Below are 24,624 nucleotides of genomic sequence, written 5' to 3'. Positions count from 1 at the left end.
GTGGCATGCCGCTTCATTTGCAACTGCTGTTTCCGCTCGTCGTCCTCGCCCTCGGACAGGGCCTGGGTGGCGTGGAAGTGGGGGCGCTGCTGGCGGGGGTCGCCTTCTCCGGCTGGGTTCTCGCCGAACACCACTTGCCAGCCCGGCTCTGGCTGACGGTCACCCTGCTTTCCTCCATCGCGTTGGCTGCCCACCTGGTGCCGGGCTTCAGCCCGCTGGTCCTGGCTGAGCCACAGCAATTGAGTTCCGATGCTCCGCCCTATTCCTTGCGCCTGTCGTGGGACAAGTTGCTGGTGGGCATGACACTGCTGGCCTGCTGGCTGGGTCGTCCGGCATTACCCGCGCCAGCCACGCAACGGGCAGCGCTCGCTGTGCTGGCAACGCTGTTGCTGGTGCCAGCGTTGGCCGTGGCGATTGGCCTGGTGGGTTGGCAGCTGAAATGGCCGCCAATGATCTGGGAGTGGCTGGCGGTGAACCTGCTGGCCACGGTGCTTGCAGAAGAACTGGTGTTTCGCGGCCTGCTCCAGCCCATGCTGGTTTCCTGGCTGGGTGGGCGCAAGGGCGTGCTGCTCACGGCGGCGATCTTCGGGGCCGTCCACCTGCCCTTCAGCCCACTCTTCGCGCTAGTCGCGGCAGTTGCCGGCTTGGGTTACGGCCTGGCGTTCCACTACAGCGGCCGGCTCTCGTTGGCCATTGCGCTGCATCTGGCGGTCAATCTCTGCCATCTGTTGCTACTGAGCTATCCGTTGCGGCTGGCCTGACCACCACCCCGTATCGCCCGAATATCCGTTGCAACTGGCCGCCGCTGCGTAGTTCGTCCAGCAGAGCGGAAAACTGCGCAGCGCTGATGGGCGCTCCCGGCCTCAGCACAGCGTAGTGGTGATAGCGCTGATCCAGCCGTTCGCTGGCCAGGAAACTGCCTGCCAGGCTCGGATTCTGCTCCAGGTAGACGTTGAAGTAAGAGCGCGTCACCAGGGCGATATCCGCCCGCTCCCGCAGCAGCATGCGCAGGTTGCTGTCGTGGGAGTAGGTGAGCTTCGCGTCGAACTCGCGCTGGAGGAATTCAGGGTCGGGATTGAAGCCGGCGAAGCCGTAGTGATAGCCGTTGTAGAGTGCCAGGCGCTTGCCGGTCAGCTTGGAGAAATAGTGCTGGTCACGACCCTGCTGAGCCTTGGTGATGAAGATTTCGGCATCTTCCAGGCCCAGGTCGATCCGTGCGCCAGGAATCCCCTGCCAACCCCAGTCCGGATTTTCGAATACAGCGAGGTCGATCTTTCCTTCCTGGAAATCCCGGAAGCGCCGGGGAATAGCGGTCGGCCGCACGACGAAGCGATAGTCCGACTGCAACTCATTGAGTGCAGCGAGCATGTCCAGCAGCAGGCCACTGGCTTCGGCCGATTCCGGCTTGATCACGTAGGGTGGGAAATGCGCGCCGGCGACCTGCACGGTCTGCGACGCCACCACAGGCGCTGAAATCAGCAGGACTACGGCAACCCACAACGCCTTCAGGGACAACCCCCTGCAAACTTCCATCTCTACAGCTGCTCCCTGCAGTTACGGCACTGCGCCGCAGAGTACGTGATTAACGTTGCAACTACCCACGTTCTCCAGAACGGGACGTGACGGACGTCACATTTGCCGTCAGGCGTCCTTGATCACCAGCGACAGCGCCTGCTCGGCGAGTTGGTCAAGCGTCATCGGACCCTCCGGGCGGAACCAGGTGGTGGTCCAGCTCAAGGCACCGGTGAGGAAGCGCCGCAGGATGAACGGGTCAGCAGTGAAATACCCTTCGGCACGCGCTTCCCCCAGAACGCCCAGCCAGAGTTGCTCATAGGCCTCGCGCAGCTGGAGGATGTACTGCTGCCCTTCCTCCGACAGCGAACGCCACTCGTATACCAGCACGGCCATGGCTTCGCCGGTACCGCCCATGATGGATTGAAGTTCGCAGCGGATCAGCGCCAGCACCCGCTCACGCAAGTCGCCAGCCTCCGCCAGCGAGGCACGCATCAGCGCGGTGTTGTAGAGGACGGTCTCCTCCATCACCGAACGCAGGATCTCATCCTTGCTTTTGAAGTGGTGGAAGATACTGCCGGACTGAATGCCTACCGCGCTGGCCAGGTCGCGCACCGTGGTGCGTTCGTAACCTTTGCTGCGGAACAGGTGGGCGGCGGTCTGCAGCAGCTTGCCGCGGGCACTTTCAGGGTCGGTGATCTGGCCACTGGCAACCAGTTCCTGCATCACCGCCTGGGCTTTTTCGTCGTCAAGGCTCATTCGTTTCCCCGCTGCGCTCAGCCATTCCAACTTAAGAATGGTTCGCAAGTCTCTGTCTTGATTAACGAAATCTATGCCGGCTAATGCGCCCAAGCAAGCGCTCGGGTGAAAAAGAACTTGGCAGGCACTTTTCAACCAAGCGCTTGCTTGGTAGTGTTCGATCCATCACCCATCAGTGCTGCGGAATACTCCAATGACAAGAACCGTACGCATCGGCTGCGCCTCTGCATTCTGGGGCGACACCTCCACCGCTGCTGCCCAGTTGGTGCATGGCGCCACACTGGATTATCTGGTCTTCGATTACCTGGCCGAGATCACCATGTCGATCATGGCGGGGGCGCGTCTGAAGGACCCGAATGCCGGCTTCGCCACCGACTTCGTCGAAGTCCTCGCGCCCCTATTGCCGGCCATCGCCGAGAAAAAAGTGCGCGTGATCAGCAATGCCGGCGGAGTGAACCCGGTCGCCTGCGCCAATGCCCTGGCCGCTGCCTGCGAAAAGGCCGGCGTGACGCTGAAGATCGCCGTCCTGCACGGCGACAACCTGCAGCCCCGGCTGGGCGAACTGGCCAAATCCGGCGTCCGCGAGATGTTCACGGACGCCCCGCTCCCGCCCATGTGCGTCTCGGTCAACGCCTACCTCGGCGCTCCAGGAATAGTCGCCGCGCTGGAACAGGGCGCCGACATCGTCATCACCGGCCGCGTGGTGGACAGTGCGGTGGTCAGTGCCGCGCTGGTGCATGAGTTCAACTGGTCCTGGGAGGATCACGACAAGCTCGCCCAGGCCGCCCTCGCCGGCCACCTGATCGAGTGCGGAGCCCAGTGCACCGGCGGAAACTTCACCGACTGGGAGTCGGTGCCGGACTACGAACACATCGGCTTCCCCATCATCGAAGTCGAGGCCGATGGCAGTTTCTGCGTGACCAAGCCGGAAGGTTCCGGCGGCCTGGTCACGCCTTTCTCCGTCGGCGAGCAGATGCTCTACGAGATCGGCGACCCGCGCGCCTACCTGCTCCCTGACGTGGTGTGCGACTTTACGCGCGTCACCCTCGACCAGGCCGGCCCGAATCGCGTGCGCGTACTGGGCGCCCGAGGGATGGCGCCGACGCCGCAATACAAGGTCAGCGCCACCTACCCCGATGGGTTCCGCTGCACCGCCAGCTGCCTGCTGGCCGGCATCGATGCGGTCAGGAAGGCCGAGCGGGTCAGCCGCGCGATCATCGCCAAGACCGAAGAGATCTTCGCCGAACGCGGTTGGGGTCCCTACCGGGATGTGAACATCGAGTTGCTCGGCAGCGAAGCGACCTATGGTCCTCACGGCCAGCGCCAGGACAGCCGCGAAGTGGTGATAAAGATCGCCGTCAGCCACAGCCGCAAGGACGCCCTGGTGCTGTTCTCCCGCGAGATCGCCCAGGCCGCGACCGGCATGGCACCGGGCCTCACCGGCATCGTTGGTGGTCGCCCCACCGTCTACCCGGTGATCCGCTTGTTCTCCTTCCTGGTGGACAAGTCCGCCTGCCAGCTCGACGTGGAAATGGATGGCCAGCGCACTCCCTGCGAGCTGCCGAACCTGCACGATTTCGACGTCGCGGACCTGGCCGACGACCTGACTCCCCCTGCCGCAGAGGGTCAGGCCAGCGCCAGCGTCCCCCTGGTGAAGCTGGCGGTTGCGCGCTCCGGCGACAAGGGCAACCACAGCAACATCGGTGTAATGGCGCGCAAACCCGAGTACCTGCCCTGGATTGCTGAAGCCCTGACACCGGAAGCCGTGGTCGACTGGATGGACCACGTGCTCGATCCGCAGCTCGGCCGCGTGGCGCGCTGGTACCTGCCGGGCAGTCATAGCCTGAACTTCCTGCTGGAAAACGCCCTCGGCGGTGGCGGTGTCGCCAGCCTGCGCATCGACCCGCAAGGCAAGGCCTTCGCCCAGCAACTCCTGGAATTCCCGGTGCCGGTGCCCAAGGCCCTGGCCGACAGCCTGCAATGAACGACACGGCGCCCGGCCCGTAGGAGCCAGCTTGCTGGCGAATGGCGCTGCACGAGCGATTCGCGGGCAAGCCCGCTCCTACGAAGAGCAAGGCGCGGATAACGCATCCCCGACGCGACAGACGGAAGGACAACAAGAATGAGCTACGACTCGGTATTCAAGCCCGGCCTGTTCAGCGGCCAGACCATCATGGTCACCGGTGGCGGCAGCGGCATCGGCCGTTGCACCGCCCATGAACTGGCAGCCTTGGGCGCGCACGTGGTGCTGGTCGGCCGCAAGCCGGAAAAGCTGGAAAAGACCGCAGGTGAAATCATCGAAGACGGCGGTGTCGCCAGCTGGCAGGCCTGCGACATCCGTGAAGAAGACGCAGTGAAGGCCATGGTCGCGACCGTGCTGGCCGAGCACGGCTCCATCCACCACCTGGTCAACAACGCCGGCGGCCAGTACCCCGCCCCACTCGCCTCGATCAACCAGAAAGGCTTCGAGACCGTGGTGCGCACCAACCTGGTGGGCGGCTTCCTTGTGGCTCGCGAGGTGTTCAACCAGGCGATGAGCAAGACCGGCGGCAGCATCGTCAACATGCTCGCTGACATGTGGGGCGGCATGCCCGGCATGGGCCACTCCGGTGCCGCCCGCGCCGGCATGGAGAACTTCACCAAGACCGCTGCCGTCGAGTGGGGTCATGCAGGGGTTCGGGTCAACGCCGTGGCGCCTGGCTGGATCGCCTCCAGCGGCATGGACACCTATGAAGGCGCTTTCAAGGCCATCATCCCGACCCTGCGCGAGCACGTGCCACTCAAGCGCATCGGCAGCGAGTCGGAAGTGGCCGCCGCCATCGTCTTCCTGCTCTCCCCCGGCGCCGCCTTCATCAGCGGCAACACCATTCGTATCGACGGTGCTGCCAGCCAAGGCAGCCGCGCTTTCCCCCTGGCCAAGGCCAAGCCGGGCCAGAGCAAGGGCTACAACGGCTTCCACCGCGCCTACCTGCCCGATGTGCTGAAGGACCAGGAGTGACACGATGACGGTCATCCAATCCGAACTCGATTCCCAGGGCGAAGACTTCGCCCGAAACCGCGACGCCATGCTCGCGGCTATCTCCAGCTTCCGTGACGTCGAGCAGAAGGTGCTGGACAAGGCAGCCGAGTCGAAAGCGAAGTTCGAGAAACGCGGCCAGCTGTTGCCCCGCGAACGCCTGAACCTGCTGCTGGACCCGGGCAGCCCCTTCCTCGAACTCTGTTCCCTGGCCGGCTACAAACTGCATGACGACAAGGACGGCACCCAGGCCGGCGGCGGCATCATCGCTGGCATCGGCTACATCGCCGGGATTCGTTGCCTGATCAGCGCCAGCAACAGTGCCATCAAGGGCGGCACCATCTCCCCCACCGGCCTGAAGAAGACCCTGCGCCTGCAGCAGATCGCCGTGGAGAACAAACTGCCGCTGGTGGCCCTTACCGAAAGCGGTGGCGCCAACCTCAATTATGCTGCGGAAATCTTCGTCGAAGGGGCACGCGGCTTCGCCAACCAGGCGCGGATTTCCGCGATGGGCATCCCCCAGCTGACCGTTGTGCACGGCTCCAGCACCGCCGGCGGCGCTTATCAACCGGGCCTGTCGGACTACGTGATCGTGGTTCGCGGCAAGGCCAAGATGTTCCTCGCCGGCCCGCCCCTGCTGAAGGCCGCCACCGGTGAAGTGGCGAGCGACGAAGAACTGGGCGGCGCCGAAATGCACGCCCAGGTCGCCGGTACCGCCGAGTACCTGGCCGAGAACGACGCCGACGCCCTGCGCCTGGCCCGTGACATCCTCGCCATGCTGCCCTGGAACGCCCAATTGCCGGTCCGAGCCCACGCCGAATGGCGCGAGCCGCTGTATAGCGCCGAAGAACTGCTGGGCGTGGTCCCGGCCGATCCGAAGAAGCCCTACGACGTGCGCGAGATTGTCGCCCGCATCGCCGACGGCTCGGAATTCCTCGCCTTCAAGAACGAATTCGACAGCCAGACCGTCTGCGGCCACCTGCGCATCGAAGGTCGTCCCTGCGGACTGATCGGCAACAACGGCCCCATCACGCCCCGCGGCGCGGCCAAGGCGGCGCAGTTCATCCAGCTCTGCGAGCAGGCCAACGTGCCGCTGCTGTTCCTGCACAACACCACCGGCTTCATGGTCGGCACCGAGTCCGAGCAACTGGGCGTGATCAAGCACGGCTCGAAGATGATTCAGGCCGTGGCCAACGCCCGTGTACCGAAACTCACCCTGGTGGTGGGCGGTTCCTACGGTGCCGGCAACTACGCCATGTGCGGCCGCGGCCTCGACCCGCGCTTCATCTTTGCCTGGCCCAACAGCCGCACGGCCGTGATGGGCGGTGCCCAGGCCGGCAAGGTGCTGCGCATCGTCACCGAGGAAAAACACGCCAAGGAGGGCAAGGAGGCCGACCCGAAGATGCTCGACATGCTCGAACAGGTGACCGCTCAGAAACTCGACAGCCAATCCACCGCACTCTACGGCACCGCCAACCTCTGGGATGACGGCCTGATCGACCCTCGTGACAGCCGTCGACTGCTGGGTTATCTGCTGGATATCTGCGCAGAGGCCGAAGTCCGCCCGCTCAAGGCCAACAGCTTCGGCGTGGCCCGGTTCTGATGATTCGATAAGGAGAACAACAATGATCTTCACCCAGGAACACGAAGAACTTCGCCGCACGGTGCGCAATTTCGTCGACAGGGAGATCAACCCCCATGTCGACCAGTGGGAAAAGGAAGGCCGCTTCCCGATCCACGACATCTTCAAGAAGGCGGGCGAGCTGGGCCTCCTCGGCATTTCCAAGCCGGAGAAATTCGGCGGTATGGGCCTGGACTACAGCTACTCCATCGTCGCTGCCGAAGAGTTCGGCACCATTCATTGCGGCGGCATTCCCATGTCGATCGGCGTGCAGACCGACATGTGCACCCCGGCCCTGGCCCGCTTCGGTTCCGATGAGCTGCGTGAGGAGTTCCTCCGCCCAGCCATCGCCGGCGAGATGGTCGGCTGCATCGGCGTCTCGGAAGTGGGCGCCGGCTCCGACGTCGCCGGGATGAAGACCACCGCCCGCAAGGACGGCAGCGACTACGTGATCAACGGCAGCAAGATGTGGATCACCAACTCCCCCAGCGCCGACTTCATCTGCCTGCTGGCCAACACCTCGGACGACAAGCCGCACATCAACAAGTCGCTGATCATGGTGCCGATGAACACCCCCGGCATCACCCTCAGCGCCCACCTCGACAAGCTCGGCATGCGCAGCTCGGAAACCGCCCAGGTGTTCTTCGACAACGTTCGCGTGCCGCAGCGTTACCGCATCGGCCACGAAGGCGCCGGCTTCATGATGCAGATGCTGCAGTTCCAGGAAGAGCGCCTGTTCGGCGCCGCCAACATGATCAAGGGCCTGGAGCACTGCGTGGACGTCACCATCGACTACTGCAAGGAGCGCAAGACCTTCGGCAACGCGCTGATCGACAACCAGGTGATCCATTTCCGCCTGGCCGAGTTGATGACCGAGATCGAAGCCCTGCGCGCGCTCGTCTACCAGGCCGTGGAGCTGTACGTCACCGGCAAGGACGTCACCCGCCTCGCCTCAATGGCCAAACTCAAGGCCGGCCGCCTCGGCCGCGAAGTCACCGATGCCTGCCTGCAGTACTGGGGCGGCATGGGCTTCATGTGGGACAACCATGTTTCCCGCGCCTACCGCGACACCCGCCTGGTCTCCATCGGCGGCGGCGCGGACGAAATCATGCTGGGCATCATCTGCAAGCTGATGGGCATCCTGCCCGGGAAAAAGAAAGGCTGATCCCAATCCGCAGGAGCCAGCTTGCTGGCGAAAGCGTCGCCAGCAAGCTGGCTCCTGCGACACCCTGACGAGGATGCCGGCATGAATGAATTGCCGAACTGCGAAACCCTGCTGCTGGAACAGGCCGGCGGCGTACTGCACATCACCCTGAACCGGCCGGACAGCCGCAACGCCATGAGCCTGGCGATGGTCGAGGAACTGCGTGCGGTCCTGGCTGCCGTGCATGGCGACGCCAACGTGCGCGCAGTGGTGCTGCGCGGTGCCGGTGGCCACTTCTGCGCCGGCGGCGATATCAAGGACATGGCCAGCGCCCGTGCCACCGGCAGCGATGCCTACCGAAGCCTGAACCGGGCCTTCGGCAGCCTGCTGGAGGAAGCCCAGGAGCAGCCGCAGGCACTGGTCGTGGTGCTGGAAGGCGCTGTGCTGGGCGGCGGTTTCGGCCTGGCCTGCGTCTCGGACATCGCCATCGCCCTTGCCGACGCCCAGTTTGGCCTGCCGGAAACCAGCCTCGGCATCTTGCCGGCGCAAATCGCGCCTTTCGTGGTCAAGCGTATCGGCCTTACCCAGGCACGCCGCCTGGCCCTGACCGCCGCACGCTTCGATGGTCGTGAAGCCCTGCGCCTGGGGTTGGTGCATTTCGCCGAAGCCGACGGCGCAGCCATGGAGCAGCGCCTGGCCGAGAGCCTGGAGCAGGTCCGCCGCTGCGCGCCTGGCGCCAACGCCCGCACCAAGGCCCTGCTGCTGGCCACGGAAAACGAACCCCTTGCCGCTTTGCTGGACAGCGCTGCCGAGCAGTTCGCCGCCGCCGTGACCGGTGCGGAAGGCACCGAGGGCACGATGGCGTTCGTGCAGAAGCGCAAGCCCAATTGGGCGCAGTGAGCCTTTACTCCCTCTCCCTCCGGGAGAGGGTTGGGGTGAGGGGAATCCCGCCGCGCGCAGGTGGTTCCCTCACCCCTGGCCCCTCTCCCAAAGGGAGAGGGGAATAGAATCCGAGGAGCGAGAGAATATGCCCAGCTTCAACAAGATCCTGATCGCCAACCGCGGCGAGATCGCCTGCCGGGTGATGCGCACCGCCCAGGCCCTCGGCTATCGCACTGTCGCCGTCTACAGCGAAGCCGATGCCGACGCGCGCCATGTTCGTCTCGCTGACGAAGCGGTGTGCATTGGTCCGGCGCCGGTGGGCCAGTCCTACCTGTCGATCCAGGCCATTATCGGCGCCGCGCAAAAGACCGGTGCCGACGCCGTCCACCCCGGCTACGGCTTCCTGTCCGAGAACGCCGACTTCGCCCGTGCCTGCGAGGCCGCGGGCATCACCTTCATTGGCCCGACCGTGGAAGCCATCCACCTGATGGGCAGCAAGCGCCTCTCCAAGCTGGCCATGCTGGAAGCCGGTGTGCCCTGCATTCCCGGCTACGAAGGTGCTGAGCAGGACGACGCCATCCTGGCCCGCGAAGCCGGACGCATCGGCTACCCGCTGATGATCAAGGCCAGCGCCGGCGGTGGCGGCCGTGGCATGCGCCTGGCGAACAGCCCGGACGAACTCGCAGCACAGCTACGCACCGCTCGCTCCGAGGCCCTGAATGCCTTCGGTAGCGCCGAACTGATCCTGGAAAAGGCCGTGTTGCAGCCGCGTCACGTGGAAATCCAGGTGTTCGGTGACCAGCACGGCAACCTGGTCTATCTCGGCGAGCGCGATTGCTCGGTGCAGCGCCGCCATCAGAAAGTCATCGAAGAAGCGCCCTGCCCGGTCATGACCGCCGAGCTGCGCCAGGCCATGGGCGAAGCAGCAGTTCAGGCCGCACGCACGGTGAACTACGTCGGCGCCGGCACGGTGGAGTTCCTGCTGGATGCCCGTGGCGACTTCTACTTCCTGGAGATGAACACCCGCCTGCAAGTGGAACACCCGGTGACCGAGCTGATCACCGGCCAAGACCTGGTGGCCTGGCAGATTCGCGTCGCCGAGGGCCAACCGCTGCCCTTGAAGCAGGAAGAAATTCGTCTCAACGGCCACGCCATGGAAGTACGTCTCTATGCCGAGGACCCGGCCGCCGGGTTCCTGCCCCAGACCGGCGACGTGCTGCGCTGGGAGCCGTCTGAGCTGGAAGGCATCCGCATCGACCACGGCCTGGTGGAAGGCCAGGCCGTGACGCCTTTCTACGACCCCATGCTGGCCAAGGTCATCGCCTGGGGCGCCACCCGCGACGAAGCCCGGCGCAAGCTGGCGCGCGCGGTGGAGGATTGCGTGCTGCTCGGCGTGAAAGGTAATCAGCGCTTCCTCGCCAACTTGCTGCGACACCCGCAATTCGCGGCCGGGGACGCCACCACTGCCTTCATTGGGGACGTTTTCGGCGACGATCCGAGCCTCAGCCCGCAATCGGCTTCGCCGATGGAACTGGCCGTCGCCGCCACCCTGCTCTACCAGGCCTCGGCCACCCACTCCGCCCACCAGGGCGGTCTTGCCGGCTGGCGCAGCGCAGGCAGCGCGCCCTGGCGCCTGGTACTGCGCCAGGGAGAGCAGAAGCACGCCGTCGAGTTGGCCGTGCAGGACGCTGGCCAGCAACCGCGCCTGCTGGCAAGGGTGAATGACATGGAAGTCGCCGTTCGCCTGGTGAGCGCAGACGGCCGCTGGGCAGTGATGGAACTGGACGGAATCCGTCGTCGCATCGCTTACCACCAGCAGTGTTCACGGCTCTGGCTGTTCGGCCAGAACGGCAACCTGGAACTGCAGGACGTCACCCACGAGCCTGCCGGCGGCCAGGCCGGTGCCGGCTCCGGCGTGGTGAAAGCGCCCATGGATGGTGCCATAGTCGAAGTGCTGGTCGCCGAAGGCAGCCGCGTCACCAAGGGCCAGCTACTGGTGGTACTGGAAGCCATGAAGATGGAGCACCCGCTGAAGGCCGGCGTGGACGGTGTGATCCGTCGCGTCCAGGTCAGCCAAGGCGACCAGGTGAAGAGTCGCCAGTTGCTGGTAGAGGTGGAAGAAGCCTCTTAACGCACGATTTTCTGTAGGGGCGAATTCATTCGCCAAGGGCCGCAGCGCGGCCCCGGACAACAACAAGAACCAGGAGATCCAGATGTCCCTTTCCGGCAAAACCCTGTTCATCACCGGCGCCAGCCGTGGCATCGGCCGTGAAATCGCCCTGCGCGCCGCCGCCGATGGCGCCAACATCGTCATCGCGGCCAAAAGCACCGAGCCCCATCCGAAGCTCCCCGGCACCATCTTCAGCGTGGCCGAAGAAGTGGAAGCCGCCGGCGGCAAGGCCCTGGCCCTGCAACTGGACGTGCGCGACGAAAACGCCGTGCGCGAGGCCATGGCCAAGGCCGCAGAACACTTCGGTGGCATCGATGGGCTGGTCAACAATGCTGGCGCCATCAAGCTGGTGGGCGTCGAACGCCTGGAACCCAAACGTTTCGACCTGATGTACCAGATCAACACCCGCGCCGTGATGGTCTGCAGCCAGGCCGCCCTTCCCTACCTGAAGCAGAGCGGCAACGGCCACATCATCAACCTGTCGCCGCCACTGAATCTCGCGCCCAAGTGGTTTGCCCAGCACGGCCCCTACACCGTCACCAAGTACGGCATGAGCATGCTCACCCTGGGCATGAGCGAGGAGTTCAAGCGCTATGGCATCAGCGTCAACTCGCTCTGGCCGCAGACCATGATCGCCACCGCCGCCATCGAGTTCGAACTGGGTAGCCGCGACGCCTTCAAGCGTGCCCGCACGCCCGCGATCATGGCCGACGCCGCCTACGCCATCCTGGCCAGCCAGGGCCGCAGCATCACCGGCCGCCTGTTGATCGACGAAGAAATCTTGCGCGAACAGGGCCAGACCGAATTCGAGCAGTACCGCTACGACCCGCAGGGCGGCTCGCTGGTGCCGGATTTGTTCCTGGATTGAAACCTGGCCAAACCAGGGTGTGGGGGCGAATTCATTCGCTATGGGCTGCGCAGCAGCCCCTTGAGGCCGAAGGGCAGGACTGTGTCCTGCATCGCGAATGAATTCGCCCCCACAAGGAGCCACCACAGCCTCACCACCACCATTTGCCCATCTGCCCTTCCCCCGCCGCGCCAGGGTCATGGCGGGACCCGGTCGACCGCTCTAGAGTCAGGGGCATATCTGCGTACAACAACGACAACACGCGAGAACCATGAGCCAGGTCGAATTGATTTCCCCGCTGAGTTTCATCGCCCGCTTGCCGGCCAACCTGCCACGTCTGCCGCGCCTGCTGCTGGGCCTGTACTACACCGGCATTCGCAACCGCGAGAAAGCGCTCTCCCTGGGCTGGGCGCTGGAGCGGGCGGCACGCCTGTATCCCGAACGTCCTGCTGTGATCGACGAGCAACGCCAGCTCGACTACGCCCAGCTCAATGCCTGGAGCAACCGTCTGGCCCGTGCCCTGAAGGCCGAAGGCGTGGCCCATGGCAGCGTGCTGGCGGTGATGCTGGAGAACCGCATCGAAGTGCTGGCAGTGCTCGGCGCACTGGCGAAGCTCGGGGCGATTGCCGCCCTGGTGAACACCACCCAGCGCGGCAAGGTGCTGAGCCACAGCCTCAATCTGGTGAAGGCCCAACATTTTGTGGTGGGAGAAGAACTGCGTGCCGCTTTCGACGAAGTCCGCGATGAGTTGGAGGACGCCCGCCGCTGCTACTGGGTGGCCGATGCCGATAGCCTGCTCGAGCCCGGCGATGCACCGGCCGGCTGGCAGAACCTGATGCGCCTGGCGCTCGGCCAGTCCAGTGACAACCCGGCGGACACCGGGCAGGTGCGCCTCAAGGACGCCTGTTTCTACATCTACACCTCAGGCACCACCGGCCTGCCCAAGGCCTCCATCCTCAGCCACGGCAAATGGATCAAGGCCTATGGCGGCTTCGGCCATTCGGGCCTTGGCCTCACCGAGACCGACGTGTTCTATCTGACCCTGCCCTGCTACCACAACAATGCGGTCACCGTGAGCTGGGCCTCGGTGCTGGCGGGTGGCGCCGCCATCGCGCTGCGCCGCAAGTTCTCCGCCAGCAATTTCTGGAAGGATGTCGCGCGCTACCAGGCCAGCTGCTTCGGCTATATCGGCGAGCTGTGCCGCTACCTGCTGAACCAGCCGCCCTGCCCCGAAGAGCGCAACAACAGCCTGACCTGCATGATCGGCAACGGCCTGCGCCCCTCGATCTGGGGCGAGTTCAAGTCGCGCTTCGGCATCGAGCGGGTGATGGAGTTCTATGCCTCCAGCGAGGGCAACATCGGCTTCACCAACGTCTTCAATTTCGACAACACGGTGGGCTTCTCCCCCGCCACCTTCGCCATCGTCCGTTACGACCTGGAGAACGACCGTCCGCTACGGGACCCACGCGGATTCCTCCAGGAAGTGGCGCAGGGTGAGTCGGGCCTGCTGATCAGCGAGATCAGCCCGAAGTGGCCCTTCGACGGCTATACCGATCCGGCCAAGAGCGAAGCGGTGATCCTCCGTGACGTGTTCAAGAAGGGTGACGCCTGGTTCAACACCGGCGACCTGATGCGCGGTATCGGCTGCAAGCATGCGCAGTTCGTCGACCGCCTCGGCGACACCTTCCGCTGGAAAGGCGAGAACGTTTCCACCACCGAGGTCGAGAACACCCTGGGCGCTTTCCCTGGCGTGGAGGATGCCGTGGTCTACGGCGTGGAGATTCCCGGCACCAACGGCCGCTGCGGCATGGCCGCCTTGCGCCTGGCCAGTGGCGCGCACCTGGATCACCGTGCCCTTGCCGACCATCTGGACCGCGAGCTGCCGGCCTACGCCTCGCCGCTGTTCGTGCGCCTGCTGGGAGAGGTGGAGACCACGGGAACCTTCAAGTACAAGAAGACCGACCTGAAGCAGCAGGCCTATGACCCGTCAGCAGTGAGTGAACCGCTTTTCGCGCGACTGCCCGGCGACCCGGCCTTCCGCCCGCTGGATGGGGCCCTGTATCAGGCCATCCAGCGCGGGGATTATCGTTTCTGACGCAGACTTCCTGACTATGTAGGAGCGAGCTTGCTCGCGAATCTCTTGGGCGGCCTCTTCGCGAGCAAGCTCGCTCCTACCATCCGTCACCCGTAAGTCACGAGCACGCGATCAGCGCTTGAACTCGAACTGCAACTCGGCGCCTTCCACGTCTTCCCGCTCATTGGTAATCAACTTGCCGTTGAGCTGGAACGGGCTTTCCGGTGCAGGCTTTTCCGCGAACATCTGCGGTAGCACGGGCTGGTCCGGTAGGTCGGCAGTGGCTTCGCTGGGTTGCAACTGATCGACCAGATCCTTTGGCAAGGTGAGGTCGAGCTTGGCCTTGGGCAGTGGCGCCGTGGTTGCGGCAGCAACCGGCGGTTCCTTCGGTTTGACCGGAGCGGGCGGCGACGGCACCGGTTTGGGCGTTGGCACCGGTGGCGGCGGAACAGGCGCCGTCTCGGGCACCTTTGGTACGGGCGCGGCCGGTTCGGCAGCCGAGGGCGCCGGCGCCGGACTGGAGGAAATGGGGGGCGGTGCGGGCGGCGCCTTGGGCTGCGACGGGGCATCCTTGTCGCACGCCGCCAATAGAGTCAGCGCCAGGCCGGCACAAAGCAGATGAATCGAACGCATGGAAATTCTAGCGGGGGCAGTGATGGCGCCATGCTCCACTTTCGCCAGCACTGTGGCAAGTCCGGCGCGACCGCCGTCAGCGGTCACGCTCCAACTCGCGCAGTTCAGCGGCGATGTCCCACTGCGGATAGCGGGCCTGCAACTCATCCAGGAGCTTGTGCGCCTCTTCGCGTTTGCCTTCCGCCTGTAGCGCCAACACCCGTTGCAAGCTGGCTTGCGGCTCGCCTTGCGGAGCCGTCCTGGCCATTTCCGCCTTCGGAGCGGCCTCCTCCAATGGCATCGGTGCCTGCTGGACTTCAGCGCTGCTGTCGGCCATGACCGAAGCTTTCTTTTCAGCCTGGACCGGAGGACTGGCCAGGGTAGCCGGTGCGGCCTTGGACATGGGTGCCGCCGCTGGAGCGGGCGCCGAATACTGGGCGGGGCTGGCGGGCGGGGCATCGAAACGTTGCTCGGCTTCCTGCTGGGTCCGCAAGGTCAGGCTGAGCCCGATGCCCAGGGTGGCGAATCCGGCCACGGCGACCGCCCAGCGTTGCCGACCGCCAGCACCAAACAGCCAGGCATGCAGCCGCCCTCCCCAGGAAGGCGCAGCTTCAGCCCGGTCCTGTGCCGCCTGTGCCGCAGCAGCGGCGAGGATGCGCTGGTCCAGCAACGCCGAGGGTTCGTCATGGCAATGGCAGCGGTAGTGTTCGAGCAGTTCCCGTTCCATGTCGTCCGGCTTGTGCGGGTCTTGGTTCATGCGGATACCTCCTCCGCCGCGGCCGGGTCGGCCAACAGCCGACGCAACTTCTGCAGCGCATAGCGAAGGCGGCTTTTCACCGTCTCCGCGGGTGTACGGGTGAGTTCGGCGATCTCGGCCACTTCCAGGTCGCCATGGGCGCGCAACAGGAACACTTCGCGCTGCTCACCCGGCAATTCGTCCAGCGCCGCGCGCAGGCGTTGCTGGTCCCGGCTCAGGGAAAGCTCCCGCTCGGGGTCCGGGCTGCTGCCCGGCAGTGCGTCACCGTGCAGCGCCTCATCGAAGGTCTCTTCACGACCCTGCAAGCGCCCGTGCTTGCGCCAGTGATCGATCAGGCGGTTACGGGCGATCTGATAGAGCCAGGTCTTGAAGCTGGCCTGGCCAAGGGGCGACGACTCGCTACGGATCAGGTTCAGCCAGGTTTCCTGGAAGATTTCCTCGGCGAGCGCGCCATCACCACACAGGCCACAGAGAAAGCGATAAAGGCCAAGGCGATGGCGCGTATAGAGCACGCCGAAAGCCTCGGAATCACCGTTGCGATAACGCCGCAACAAGGCGGCATCGTCATCCGTGAGGGTCGCGTTCACGTCATTCCTTCCGCGCTTGGGATGGTGCGGGAGTTTGCAGGCTTTGCGCGAGTTCCACCAGTTGCACGAACTCGCCTCGCAGGCCGAAGCGGTCGTCACCACGGGCCGCTCGGGCCAGGCTGGCGCTGTCGGACAGGCCGAACTCGCCGGTGTATTGCCCGCCCTTGAGCTGCTGGGCGAAGGCAGCTACCGCAGCGGCAAAGCGCAGGTCCTCGCTGGCCTCGGTGAGGCTTGCGACCTTGGCGGTAGCGATGGGTCGCTCCAGCAGGCGGCTCTGCTCCGCGCCCGGCGCCTTGTAGCGCACGCGCAACCAGGCCAGCTCGCCGGAATTGCCTTCGGTCTTGGCGGCTGGCTGATAGCGCAGTGGTTCCAGCCAACCCTTGGCGCCGACGGGGACGATCTCATAGAGCGCGGTGATGGTATGTCCGGCACCGATCTCGCCGGCATCCACCTTGTCATTGCTGAAGTCTTCACGCTTCAGTGCACGATTCTCGTAACCCAGCAGGCGGTATTCGCTGACTTCGGCCGGGTTGAATTCCAGTTGCAGCTTCACGTCCCTGGCCACAACCGACAGCGTGGAACCGAGCTGATCCACCAGCACCTTGCGCGCCTCGCGCAGGTTGTCGATGTAGGCGTAATTGCCGTCACCGGCATCGGCCAGTTGCTCCATCAGCCGTTCGTTGTAGTTGTCCATGCCGAAGCCCAGGGTGGTCAGGGACACCCCGCCTTTGCGCTTCTGCGCAGCCAGCTGCTTCAGGCTTTCGAAATCGCTGATGCCGACGTTGAAGTCGCCATCGGTGGCCAGGAGGATGCGGTTGATGCCATTGGGGATCAGGCCCTTCTGCGCTTCGGCATAGGCCAGCTGGATGCCCGACTCGCCGGCCGTGGACCCGCCGGCGCTGAGCTGATCGATGGCGGCGCGGATCTTCGCCTTCTCGCTACCGGGCGTGGACGCCAGCACCACCCTCGCCTCTCCCGCGTAGGTCACCAGGGACACGCGATCCTGTGGGCGCAACTGGTCCACCAGCAGCTTGAGCGTGCCCTGCACCATGGGCAGGCCCTCACGACGATCCATGGAGCCGGAAACATCCACGAGGAACACCAGGTTGGCCGGCGGCAACTGTTCGACGCGGCTGTCAGACGCCTTGATCGCCACACGCAGCAGACGCGTCTGCGGGTTCCACGGCGTTTGCGCCAGTTCGATGCCGATGCCGAATGGCACATCGCCCTCGGGAAGCGGATAGCTGTAGGGGAAATAGTTGACCATCTCCTCCAACCGCACGGCATCAGCCGGAGGCAGTTGGCCGCCGCTGAGAAAGCGCCGCACGTTGGCGTAGCTGCCGGTGTCGACGTCGATGCTGAAGGTGGAGACCGGATCGCTGGCCACCGCGTGCACGGGGTTGTCGGCGAGGTGCTGGTACTGCTCACGCGGCACGTCGCGGTAGCCCGGCTGCACGGCATCCTGCATGGGCGCAGGCGCGATCATCGGCATCTGCCGTGACTCGGCAGCGTAATCGGCGCGCTTGGCCAGGGTTGCCGGTGCGCTGGCCTTGGTCTCCTCGCGCAGCTCCGGCTCCACCTGGATCGATGCGGGCGGCGGTGCCTCGGCCTTGCCGCTGGCAGGCGCAGAAGCATCCTGCGCACTGCAGGCGGTCAGGGCCAGCAGCAGGCCGGCGGTGAAACCGGCTGCCAGGGGTTGGTGCTGAAGGAAACTGTGGCTGGACATGGGACGCCTCCTGGGAACGAATGAGCCATTCGCACCAGTAGACGGATGCCTAGCGCCAGCGGGGTTAACGCAGAGGAAAAAATCAAACGCCGAGGGCCATGAGCGGCCCTCGGCGAAAGGTCACAATCCCGCTTCCTGGCAGAGCTGCTTCGCCAGCATGCCGAGCGTCATCATGGCCCGCTCGGCCTCGCGGTTCCACGGGATGCCACAGTTCAGCCGTACGCAGTGGTTGAACTGTTCCGTGTTACTGAAAATCAACCCCGGCGCGATGCTGATGCCCTGCTGCAAGGCACGCATGTGCAAGTCCTTGGTGTTCACCTTGGCCGGCAGGCTGATCCAGAGGATGAAACCGCCGTTGGGCCGGGTGATCTGGGTGCCTTCTGGGAAGTACTGCTGGACCGCGAGCTGGAAGGCCGTGAGGTTCTTCCGGTACTCCTGCCGGATATAGCGCAGGTGCCGGTCGTAGCCGCCATTCTCGAGATAGGCTGCCACGCCCATCTGGGTGACGCTGCACGCCGAATGGGTACTGAAGGTCTGCAGACGCTGGATTTCCGCCTGGTACTTGCCGGCGATCATCCAGCCGATGCGCACACCGGGCGACAGGGTCTTGGAAAAGCTGGAGCAGTAGATCACCCGATCGTCGAGGTCGTAGGCCTTGATCGCCTTGGAAGGTCCCTGGTCGAACATCAGTTCGCCATAGATATCGTCTTCGATGATCTGGATGTCGAAGTCCGAGGACAGGCGCAGCAGTTGCTTCTGCCGCTCTTCGGGAATCGTGCCGCCGAGGGGGTTGCTCAGTCGCGCGGTCAGTACCAGCGCCTTGATCGGCCATTGGTTAGCGGCCAATTGCAAGGCTTCCAGGCTGATGCCTGTGGTCGGGTCGCTGGGAATCTCGATGACCTTCAGGCCCAGCAGGTCGGCCAGTTGCAGCAAGCCGTAGTAGGTCGGCGACTCGGTGGCAATCAGGTCACCCGGACGGGTCAGCACCCGCAAGCTCATCTGCAGTGCGTCCACGCAGCCGTGGGTAATCACCACTTCGCTGGGGTCCACCACCACGCCGGCATCGCGCATGCGAATCGCCACTTGGCGACGCAGTGGCTCGAAGCCGGGGCTGAACATGTAGCTGAAGGCGCGCGGGCTATGGAAGCGTGTGACCTTGGCAAGCTGCTGGTGCAGGGTGCGCACCGGCAGGTAATCGACATGGGGTACCGCCGCCCCCAGCGGGAAGACACCTTCACGACGGGACTCGGCCAGTACCTGCTGGATGATGCTTGCACGGGTGACGAGACCCGGGCGTTCTACGCGGGCGATATCCGGGGTGGACGCGGTCAGGGCCGGGGTCTGGTGCACATAGAAGCCGGATTGCGGGCGAGCGCGAATCAGCCCCTGGTCCTCCAGGCTGGCGTAGGCCTGCAGCACGGTAGCGTGACTCACGCTGAGCTGGGAGCTGAGCTTGCGCACCGACGGTACGCGTTCGCCCGGTTGGTAGACACCACGGCGAATATCATCGGCCAGTTGCTGGGCGATGCGTTGGTAGAGCAACAGATTGGTCATGACGGCACCTGTATCACTGGACCGAAACACTATCTGAACACTTCAAAACTGCACCGGTACAGATCGGGAAATTGTGTGCGATACAGTGAATTTGTCCAGCCATGAAAAAGCCCCGGTGCCGAACGGCAACCGGGGCCTTGTGGCAGTGCAGCTTCAGCGCGCCGAGCCGAGCTCGCCCTTTTCGTTGGAGAAGACGATTTCCACCCTGCGGTTCTGTGCCCGGCCCCGGTTGGAAGCGTTCTCCGCCACAGGGAAGGCTTCGCCATAGCCCTGGACCTGGATGCGTTTGGCATCGATGCCGAGGTCGACCAGGGCGTCCGCCACCGCCTGCGCACGGTCGGTGGAGAGCTTGAGGTTGTCTGTCTTGGTGCCGCTGCTGTCGGTGTAACCTTCGATGCGCACGACACGGCGCGGGTTCAACTGGAGGAACTGCACCAGTTTCAGCACCGTGCGGTTGGCCGAGGCCTTGAGGTCGGCGTGACCGGTGTCGAACAGCACATCGCCCAGGGTCATCACCAGGCCACGATCTGTTTCGGTGGCGGCCAGCGCGATCATCTGTTCTTCAAGCCACTTGCCCTGTTGCTGGACGCTGAGCAGCTTGGCTTCACGCAGGGCCAGTTGCAGGCGCTCGCGCTCCAGTTGCAGCTTGGCGGCCCGCGCCTGATTGAGATTCTGTTCGCTGTGCTGGCTGGCAATCTCGCTGTAGCGCTGGCTGAGATAGGCGTAGTGGACAACGTCCTTGTCGTTGCCCCAATAGCTGGAAAGACGCTCGGCACGGGCCAGGGACTCGCCCGCGCGGATCACATCCTTCGGCGCGGCGCTGAGGACGTTCTGGTCCTCCTTGACCTTCTGGAACATCTGGCGGGCCTGCTCGAGGCTCTGTTCGGTCTGCTGCTGGTTGGCGCAACCGCCGAGGAGCCCGAGACTGAGCACCAGGCCGGCGGTCAAAGCATGATTCCGATTCACTGCACGTCTCCCAACTGCTTGCGCAGGCGATTGATCCGCGCGGTCAGCTCGGCCAACTGGTCCTGGCTCTTCTTCGTCAGCACCTTGGCTTCAGCCAGGCGTGCATCCAGTTCGGCTTCTTCGGCCAGGACGCGTGCGCGCTTGTAGTCCTGCTCCCCCATGTTCTTTTCAGCCAGGGCGAGCTTGTCCTGGGCAAGCTTCATTTCCTCGATCTGTTCAGTGGCGCCGACGGCCTTGGCCTGCTCCACAGCCTTCTCGGTAAGGCGCATCTGCTCGATGGGCGCCGGGTCACTGGCGCAGCCGGCCAGGGCCAGCACAACCAGGCCGGCTGCAAACAGGGGTGTCTTGCTCACTAGAGGATTCCTAATCATTCGGGAGTACCGGCGGGTTGCATCTGCAATGCCTTCCAGCGTTCCAGGTTGCGCTGCAGCAGGGTTTGCGGCACTCCGGCGGCGACCAATTCTGTCATTTTTTTCGCGAGCTGTCCGCGCAGCCAGGGGTCGTTGCAGGCCGAGTTGTGAGACAGGGTCAGGTACAGACCTTCACTGGAAATCGGAGGTTCCAGCGCGACCAGATCGTCGGCCATACCCAGGGTGTCGGCCAGCACCAGACCGGGGTAGCGCTCGTAGAGCACGTAGTCGGTGCGCTCCAGCAACAGCTTCTGATAGGCCTGGGTCAGACTGGGAACCTCTTCCAGCTTGAGGTTTTCCTTGGCGAAGCGGTCGAAGGCTTCGCCAAAGCTGTTCTTCACCAGGGAGCCGCCAGTGTGGCTGCGCAGATCTTCCCAGCCGCTGTAGGGGAACGCGCGTTCGCGCTTCACCCAGACGACGCTCTGGGTTTCCAGGAAGGCTGGATGAACGTAATCCATGGTTTCCAGGCGCGGCAGGGTGAGGAATGCACCCGCGATCAGATCGACCCGGCCCGTACGGACTTCATCCTGGGCGCGGGACCACGGGCCGGTGTAGAGGATTTCCACCTTGACGCCGAGTTCCTTGGCAATCTGCTTGAGCAGATCGGCATTGGCGCCTATGAGTTGCTTGGGATTCTCGGGATCACGCCACAGATACGGGGGATATTCGGGATTGCCGGTAGCCACCAGACGCTCGCATTTCCCGGCGGCCTGCCCGAGTCCGGGCAACAGGCACAGCGCGAGGAGAAAGAACGAGAGCTGCAATCTTGGCATCTGAGGTTTCCTGGGCTGGACATTCGATTGGCCCTGGCTTGGGCCGCATCGCCTGGAGCGAGCTTCATGCTAGCGTACAGGCGGTTGAAAGGACTATTCGCGATAAGGGCAGGCCATGAAGAAACTCATCATCGCAGTCGTCATCCTCTTGGTGGCGGCAGCGACAACCCTCTATTTCTCGCCTGCGGCCCTCACCGCCAGCGTGCGTCTCATGGAGCGCCAACTCGCCGGCTTGACGGAGCGCCAGGTCGCGCTGGGCGATCTTAGCATCCATTACTACGAGGGCGGCCCGGCCATGGGCGAAACCATCGTGATGATCCACGGCTTCGGCGCCAGCAAGGACAACTGGCTGCGCTTCGCTCGCCACTTCACCGAGCGCTACCACGTCATCGCACTCGACCTGCCCGGCTTCGGCGACAGCGACCGTCCGACCGGCAGCTACGACGTCGGTACCCAGGCAGAGCGTCTGGAGTCCTTCATCAAGACGCTGGAGCTGGGCAAAGTGCACCTGGTGGGCAATTCCATGGGCGGCCATATCGCCGGGATCTTCGCAGCTCGCTACCCCCAACAGGTGCGCAGCCTGGCGTTGTTCGACAACGGCGGAATCACCGCGCCGAACAGGAGCGAAATGTTTCGTCTGATCGAAAGCGGCCAGCCCAACCCTCTGGTCGTCCGCAATGCCGATGACTTCCAGCGTTTGCTGGATTTCGTCTTCGTCGAGCCGCCGCCCCTTCCCGAGTCGGTGAAGACCTACCTCGCCGAGCAATCCATGGCCAACGAGGCGCACTACAACGAAGTCTTCCGCCAGCTTCGCGAGCGGTATATCCCGCTAGAGCCGGAGCTGCCGAGAATCGAGGCCCCTACCCTGCTGCTCTGGGGAGAGCGCGACCGGGTGCTGGATGTCTCCAGCATTGAAGTGATGAAACCCCTACTGAGAAAACCGACGGTGGTGATCATGCGGGACTGTGGCCACGCCCCGATGCTCGAACGCCCGGAGGAAACCGCCCGCCACTACCAGGCCTTCCTCGACGCCAGCCGTGGCTGAAGGGCAATAAAAACGCTGCATTGCCCGTGGGAGCTGGCTTGCCAGCGATTGGCGCCTTTTCGCTAGCAAGCTAGCTCCTACCTCCTGGACCGCGGTCGACTTCGGGCAACAGCTAATTCAGACATAGCCATAAAAAAACCCGCTCCGAAGAGCGGGTTTTTTGTACGGCAGGCCGGGAAGCGCTATTACAGCAGCTTTTCCAGTTCCGGTACGGCTTCGAACAGGTCAGCCACCAGGCCGTAGTCCGCCACCTGGAAGATCGGGGCTTCTTCGTCCTTGTTGATCGCGACGATGACCTTGGAGTCCTTCATGCCCGCCAGGTGCTGGATGGCACCGGAGATGCCCACGGCAATGTATAGCTGCGGCGCAACGATCTTGCCGGTCTGGCCGACCTGCATGTCGTTCGGCACGAAACCGGCGTCGACGGCGGCACGGGAAGCACCCACGGCAGCACCCAGCTTGTCGGCCAGGGCGTACAGGTGCTTGAAGTTCTCACCGTTCTGCATGCCACGGCCGCCGGAGACGACGATCTTGGCAGCGGTCAGTTCCGGACGATCGGACTTGGCCAGCTCTTCACCGACGAAGGCCGACTTGCCGGCGTCGGAAACAGTGCCGACGGCCTCAACGGCAGCGGAACCGCCTTCAGCGGCGGCAGCGTCGAAACCGGTGGAACGCACGGTGATCACCTTCACGGCAGCCGAGGACTGCACGGTGGCGATGGCGTTGCCAGCGTAGATCGGACGCTTGAAGGTGTCGGCGCTTTCAACAGCGATGATCTCGGAGATCTGGTCGACGTCCAGCAGAGCAGCGACGCGCGGCAGGTAGTTCTTGCCGTTGGTGGTAGCGGGGGCCAGCACGTGGCTGTAGCCCTTGCCCAGCTCAGCGATCAGCGGCGCGACGTTTTCCGGCAGTTGGTGCGCGTAGGCGGCGTTGTCGGCAACCAGCACCTTGGACACGCCAGCGACCTTGGCGGCAGCTTCTGCAGCGGCACCGACGCCCTGGCCAGCGACCAGAACGTGGATATCACCACCGATCTTCTGAGCGGCGGTCACGGTGTTGAGGGTGGCGGCTGCCAGCGCGCTGTTGTTGTGTTCAGCGATTACCAGGATTGCCATCTCAGATCACCTTCGCTTCGTTCTTCAGTTTCTCGACCAGTTCAGCCACGGACTTGACCTTGATACCGGCCTGACGCGCAGCCGGTGCTTCAACTTTCAGGGTCTTGACGGTGGAGGCAGTGGAAACGCCCAGGGCATCCGGGGTCACCACGTCCAGCGGCTTCTTCTTGGCCTTCATGATGTTCGGCAGCGACGCGTAGCGTGGCTCGTTCAGGCGCAGGTCGGTGGTGACGATCGCCGGCAGGTTCAGCGAAACGGTCTGCAGACCGCCGTCGATTTCACGGGTGACGTTGACCTTGTCGCCCGCCAGCTCGACCTTGGAGGCGAAGGTGCCCTGGGCGTAGCCAGTGAGGGCGCCGAGCATCTGGCCGGTCTGGTTGTTGTCGCTGTCGATGGCTTGCTTGCCGAGGATGACCAGCTGCGGCTGCTCTTTCTCGACCACAGCCTTCAGCAGCTTGGCCACGGCCAGGGAGTTCAGCTCGTCGGCGGACTCGACCAGGATGGCGCGGTCAGCGCCCAGGGCCAGGGCAGTACGCAGCTGCTCTTGAGCAGTGTTCGGGCCGATGGTGACGACGACGATTTCACTCGCTACGCCTTTTTCTTTCAGACGGACGGCTTCTTCTACGGCAATTTCGCAGAAGGGGTTCATCGACATCTTCACGTTGGCGAGGTCGACGCCGGAGTTGTCCGCCTTGACGCGGACCTTGACGTTGTAGTCGACCACTCGTTTGACAGCTACAAGAACCTTCATGGATTCCTCGTTACTCTCCGGTTAATAAGAATGTCGCCAAGACGAGCCTGGCCAGTGATGCAGGTCGGCCGGAACCGACGTCAGCCCAGACAGCGAGCGCAAAACCGCCCGTATCTTGACCGGATCGCCTATTCGGGTCAATACAGCAGAATGCCCTGCCATAAGCCGCAGAGCCTTATTCTATCAGGGCTTCACAAAATTCAAACAAACGTTTGTATTGGACCAGCCTTGGGGGCTGGATATAATGCGCCGGCTCAGGTCAGGGATCGAGCCTAGCCCTCCAACACAAAATATCGAAGAGCC

General features: G+C 64.1%; 22 protein-coding genes. 10 read left to right on the top strand and 12 right to left on the bottom strand.

The features are described 5' to 3' along the window. Positions 1-5: 5 nt before the first annotated feature. Positions 6-761 carry a CPBP family intramembrane glutamic endopeptidase gene (locus tag DM872_RS25740; protein ID WP_179062063.1) on the top strand — a complete coding sequence of 252 codons (756 nt, stop codon included), beginning with the start codon at positions 6-8 and terminating at the stop codon, positions 759-761. On the opposite strand, the gene DM872_RS25735 is transcribed toward DM872_RS25740, so the two are convergent. Together DM872_RS25735 and DM872_RS25730 are read right to left on the bottom strand one after the other, a co-directional pair. Continuing rightward, entirely contained in the window at positions 712-1,533 is an 822-nt protein-coding gene (locus DM872_RS25735) for a substrate-binding periplasmic protein (RefSeq protein ID WP_179062062.1), read from the bottom strand. The genes DM872_RS25740 and DM872_RS25735 overlap by 50 nt on opposite strands. 108 nt (positions 1,534-1,641) lie before the next feature. Continuing rightward, entirely contained in the window at positions 1,642-2,271 is a 630-nt protein-coding gene (locus tag DM872_RS25730; RefSeq protein WP_199824569.1) for a TetR/AcrR family transcriptional regulator, read from the bottom strand. 193 nt (positions 2,272-2,464) lie between these two features. Here DM872_RS25730 and DM872_RS25725 point away from each other — a divergent pair, with 193 nt between their 5' ends. The 8 genes from DM872_RS25725 to DM872_RS25690 all read left to right on the top strand — a co-directional run bounded on the left by DM872_RS25725 (position 2,465) and on the right by DM872_RS25690 (position 14,046). Further along, positions 2,465-4,255: an acyclic terpene utilization AtuA family protein gene (locus DM872_RS25725; RefSeq protein WP_179062061.1), complete on the top strand. Its 1,791-nt coding sequence runs from the start codon at positions 2,465-2,467 to the stop codon at positions 4,253-4,255. A 138-nt stretch (positions 4,256-4,393) separates the two neighbouring features. Then, the gene (locus tag DM872_RS25720; RefSeq protein WP_179062060.1) at positions 4,394-5,269 is read left to right on the top strand and encodes an SDR family oxidoreductase; all 876 of its coding nucleotides are present in this window, start codon (positions 4,394-4,396) and stop codon (positions 5,267-5,269) included. A 4-nt stretch (positions 5,270-5,273) separates the two neighbouring features. Continuing rightward, complete coding sequence (gene atuC, locus DM872_RS25715) at positions 5,274-6,890, top strand: geranyl-CoA carboxylase subunit beta (protein ID WP_179062059.1); 1,617 nt, start codon at positions 5,274-5,276, stop codon at positions 6,888-6,890. Between the two features lie 22 nt (positions 6,891-6,912). After that, positions 6,913-8,073, top strand: coding sequence for a citronellyl-CoA dehydrogenase (atuD, locus tag DM872_RS25710; protein ID WP_179062058.1), 1,161 nt, complete (start codon positions 6,913-6,915; stop codon positions 8,071-8,073). 81 nt (positions 8,074-8,154) lie between these two features. Next, positions 8,155-8,952 carry an isohexenylglutaconyl-CoA hydratase gene (gene atuE / locus DM872_RS25705; protein ID WP_179062057.1) on the top strand — a complete coding sequence of 266 codons (798 nt, stop codon included), beginning with the start codon at positions 8,155-8,157 and terminating at the stop codon, positions 8,950-8,952. A 127-nt stretch (positions 8,953-9,079) separates the two neighbouring features. Next, the gene (gene atuF, locus DM872_RS25700; protein WP_179062056.1) at positions 9,080-11,065 is read left to right on the top strand and encodes a geranyl-CoA carboxylase subunit apha; all 1,986 of its coding nucleotides are present in this window, start codon (positions 9,080-9,082) and stop codon (positions 11,063-11,065) included. Between the two features lie 82 nt (positions 11,066-11,147). Beyond that, complete coding sequence (locus tag DM872_RS25695; RefSeq protein WP_179062055.1) at positions 11,148-11,972, top strand: SDR family oxidoreductase; 825 nt, start codon at positions 11,148-11,150, stop codon at positions 11,970-11,972. A 250-nt stretch (positions 11,973-12,222) separates the two neighbouring features. Further along, complete coding sequence (locus DM872_RS25690; protein ID WP_179062054.1) at positions 12,223-14,046, top strand: long-chain-acyl-CoA synthetase; 1,824 nt, start codon at positions 12,223-12,225, stop codon at positions 14,044-14,046. Between the two features lie 111 nt (positions 14,047-14,157). Here DM872_RS25690 and DM872_RS25685 read toward each other — a convergent pair whose 3' ends face one another. The 8 genes from DM872_RS25685 to DM872_RS25650 all read right to left on the bottom strand — a co-directional run bounded on the left by DM872_RS25685 (position 14,158) and on the right by DM872_RS25650 (position 21,410). Next, positions 14,158-14,658, bottom strand: a complete 501-nt coding sequence (locus DM872_RS25685) for a hypothetical protein (protein WP_218649611.1) — start codon at positions 14,656-14,658, stop codon at positions 14,158-14,160. A 76-nt stretch (positions 14,659-14,734) separates the two neighbouring features. Then, complete coding sequence (locus DM872_RS25680; RefSeq protein WP_179062053.1) at positions 14,735-15,394, bottom strand: hypothetical protein; 660 nt, start codon at positions 15,392-15,394, stop codon at positions 14,735-14,737. Then, on the bottom strand, positions 15,391-15,981 hold the full coding sequence (locus tag DM872_RS25675) for an RNA polymerase sigma factor (protein WP_179062052.1): 591 nt from the start codon (positions 15,979-15,981) through the stop codon (positions 15,391-15,393). The genes DM872_RS25680 and DM872_RS25675 overlap by 4 nt, the downstream gene beginning before the upstream one ends. Before the next feature lies 1 nt (position 15,982). Further along, a complete protein-coding gene (locus tag DM872_RS25670; RefSeq protein WP_179062051.1) occupies positions 15,983-17,707 on the bottom strand; it encodes a vWA domain-containing protein in 1,725 nt (574 codons plus the stop codon). Positions 17,708-17,827: 120 nt separating this feature from the next. After that, positions 17,828-19,261, bottom strand: a complete 1,434-nt coding sequence (locus tag DM872_RS25665; protein WP_179062050.1) for an aminotransferase-like domain-containing protein — start codon at positions 19,259-19,261, stop codon at positions 17,828-17,830. A 153-nt stretch (positions 19,262-19,414) separates the two neighbouring features. Further along, entirely contained in the window at positions 19,415-20,227 is an 813-nt protein-coding gene (locus DM872_RS25660) for an OmpA family protein (protein WP_179062049.1), read from the bottom strand. Next, positions 20,224-20,580, bottom strand: coding sequence for a DUF4398 domain-containing protein (locus DM872_RS25655; RefSeq protein WP_077526125.1), 357 nt, complete (start codon positions 20,578-20,580; stop codon positions 20,224-20,226). The genes DM872_RS25660 and DM872_RS25655 overlap by 4 nt, the downstream gene beginning before the upstream one ends. A gap of 14 nt (positions 20,581-20,594) precedes the next feature. Further along, positions 20,595-21,410, bottom strand: coding sequence for a substrate-binding periplasmic protein (locus DM872_RS25650; protein ID WP_179062048.1), 816 nt, complete (start codon positions 21,408-21,410; stop codon positions 20,595-20,597). A gap of 115 nt (positions 21,411-21,525) precedes the next feature. On the opposite strand from DM872_RS25650, the gene DM872_RS25645 reads away from it, so the two are divergent. Then, on the top strand, positions 21,526-22,455 hold the full coding sequence (locus DM872_RS25645; RefSeq protein WP_179062047.1) for an alpha/beta fold hydrolase: 930 nt from the start codon (positions 21,526-21,528) through the stop codon (positions 22,453-22,455). Positions 22,456-22,640: 185 nt separating this feature from the next. Here the strand turns inward: DM872_RS25645 and DM872_RS25640 are convergent, their stop codons facing one another. Next, entirely contained in the window at positions 22,641-23,570 is a 930-nt protein-coding gene (locus DM872_RS25640; RefSeq protein WP_179062046.1) for an electron transfer flavoprotein subunit alpha/FixB family protein, read from the bottom strand. A gap of 1 nt (position 23,571) precedes the next feature. Next, the gene (locus tag DM872_RS25635; RefSeq protein ID WP_179062045.1) at positions 23,572-24,321 is read right to left on the bottom strand and encodes an electron transfer flavoprotein subunit beta/FixA family protein; all 750 of its coding nucleotides are present in this window, start codon (positions 24,319-24,321) and stop codon (positions 23,572-23,574) included. Positions 24,322-24,624 lie beyond the last annotated feature (303 nt).

It is taken from the genome of Pseudomonas taiwanensis, from assembly GCF_013393345.1.
Classification (GTDB): Bacteria; Pseudomonadota; Gammaproteobacteria; order Pseudomonadales; family Pseudomonadaceae; genus Metapseudomonas; species Metapseudomonas resinovorans_C.
This window is presented reverse-complemented; position numbering and strand designations above follow the sequence as displayed.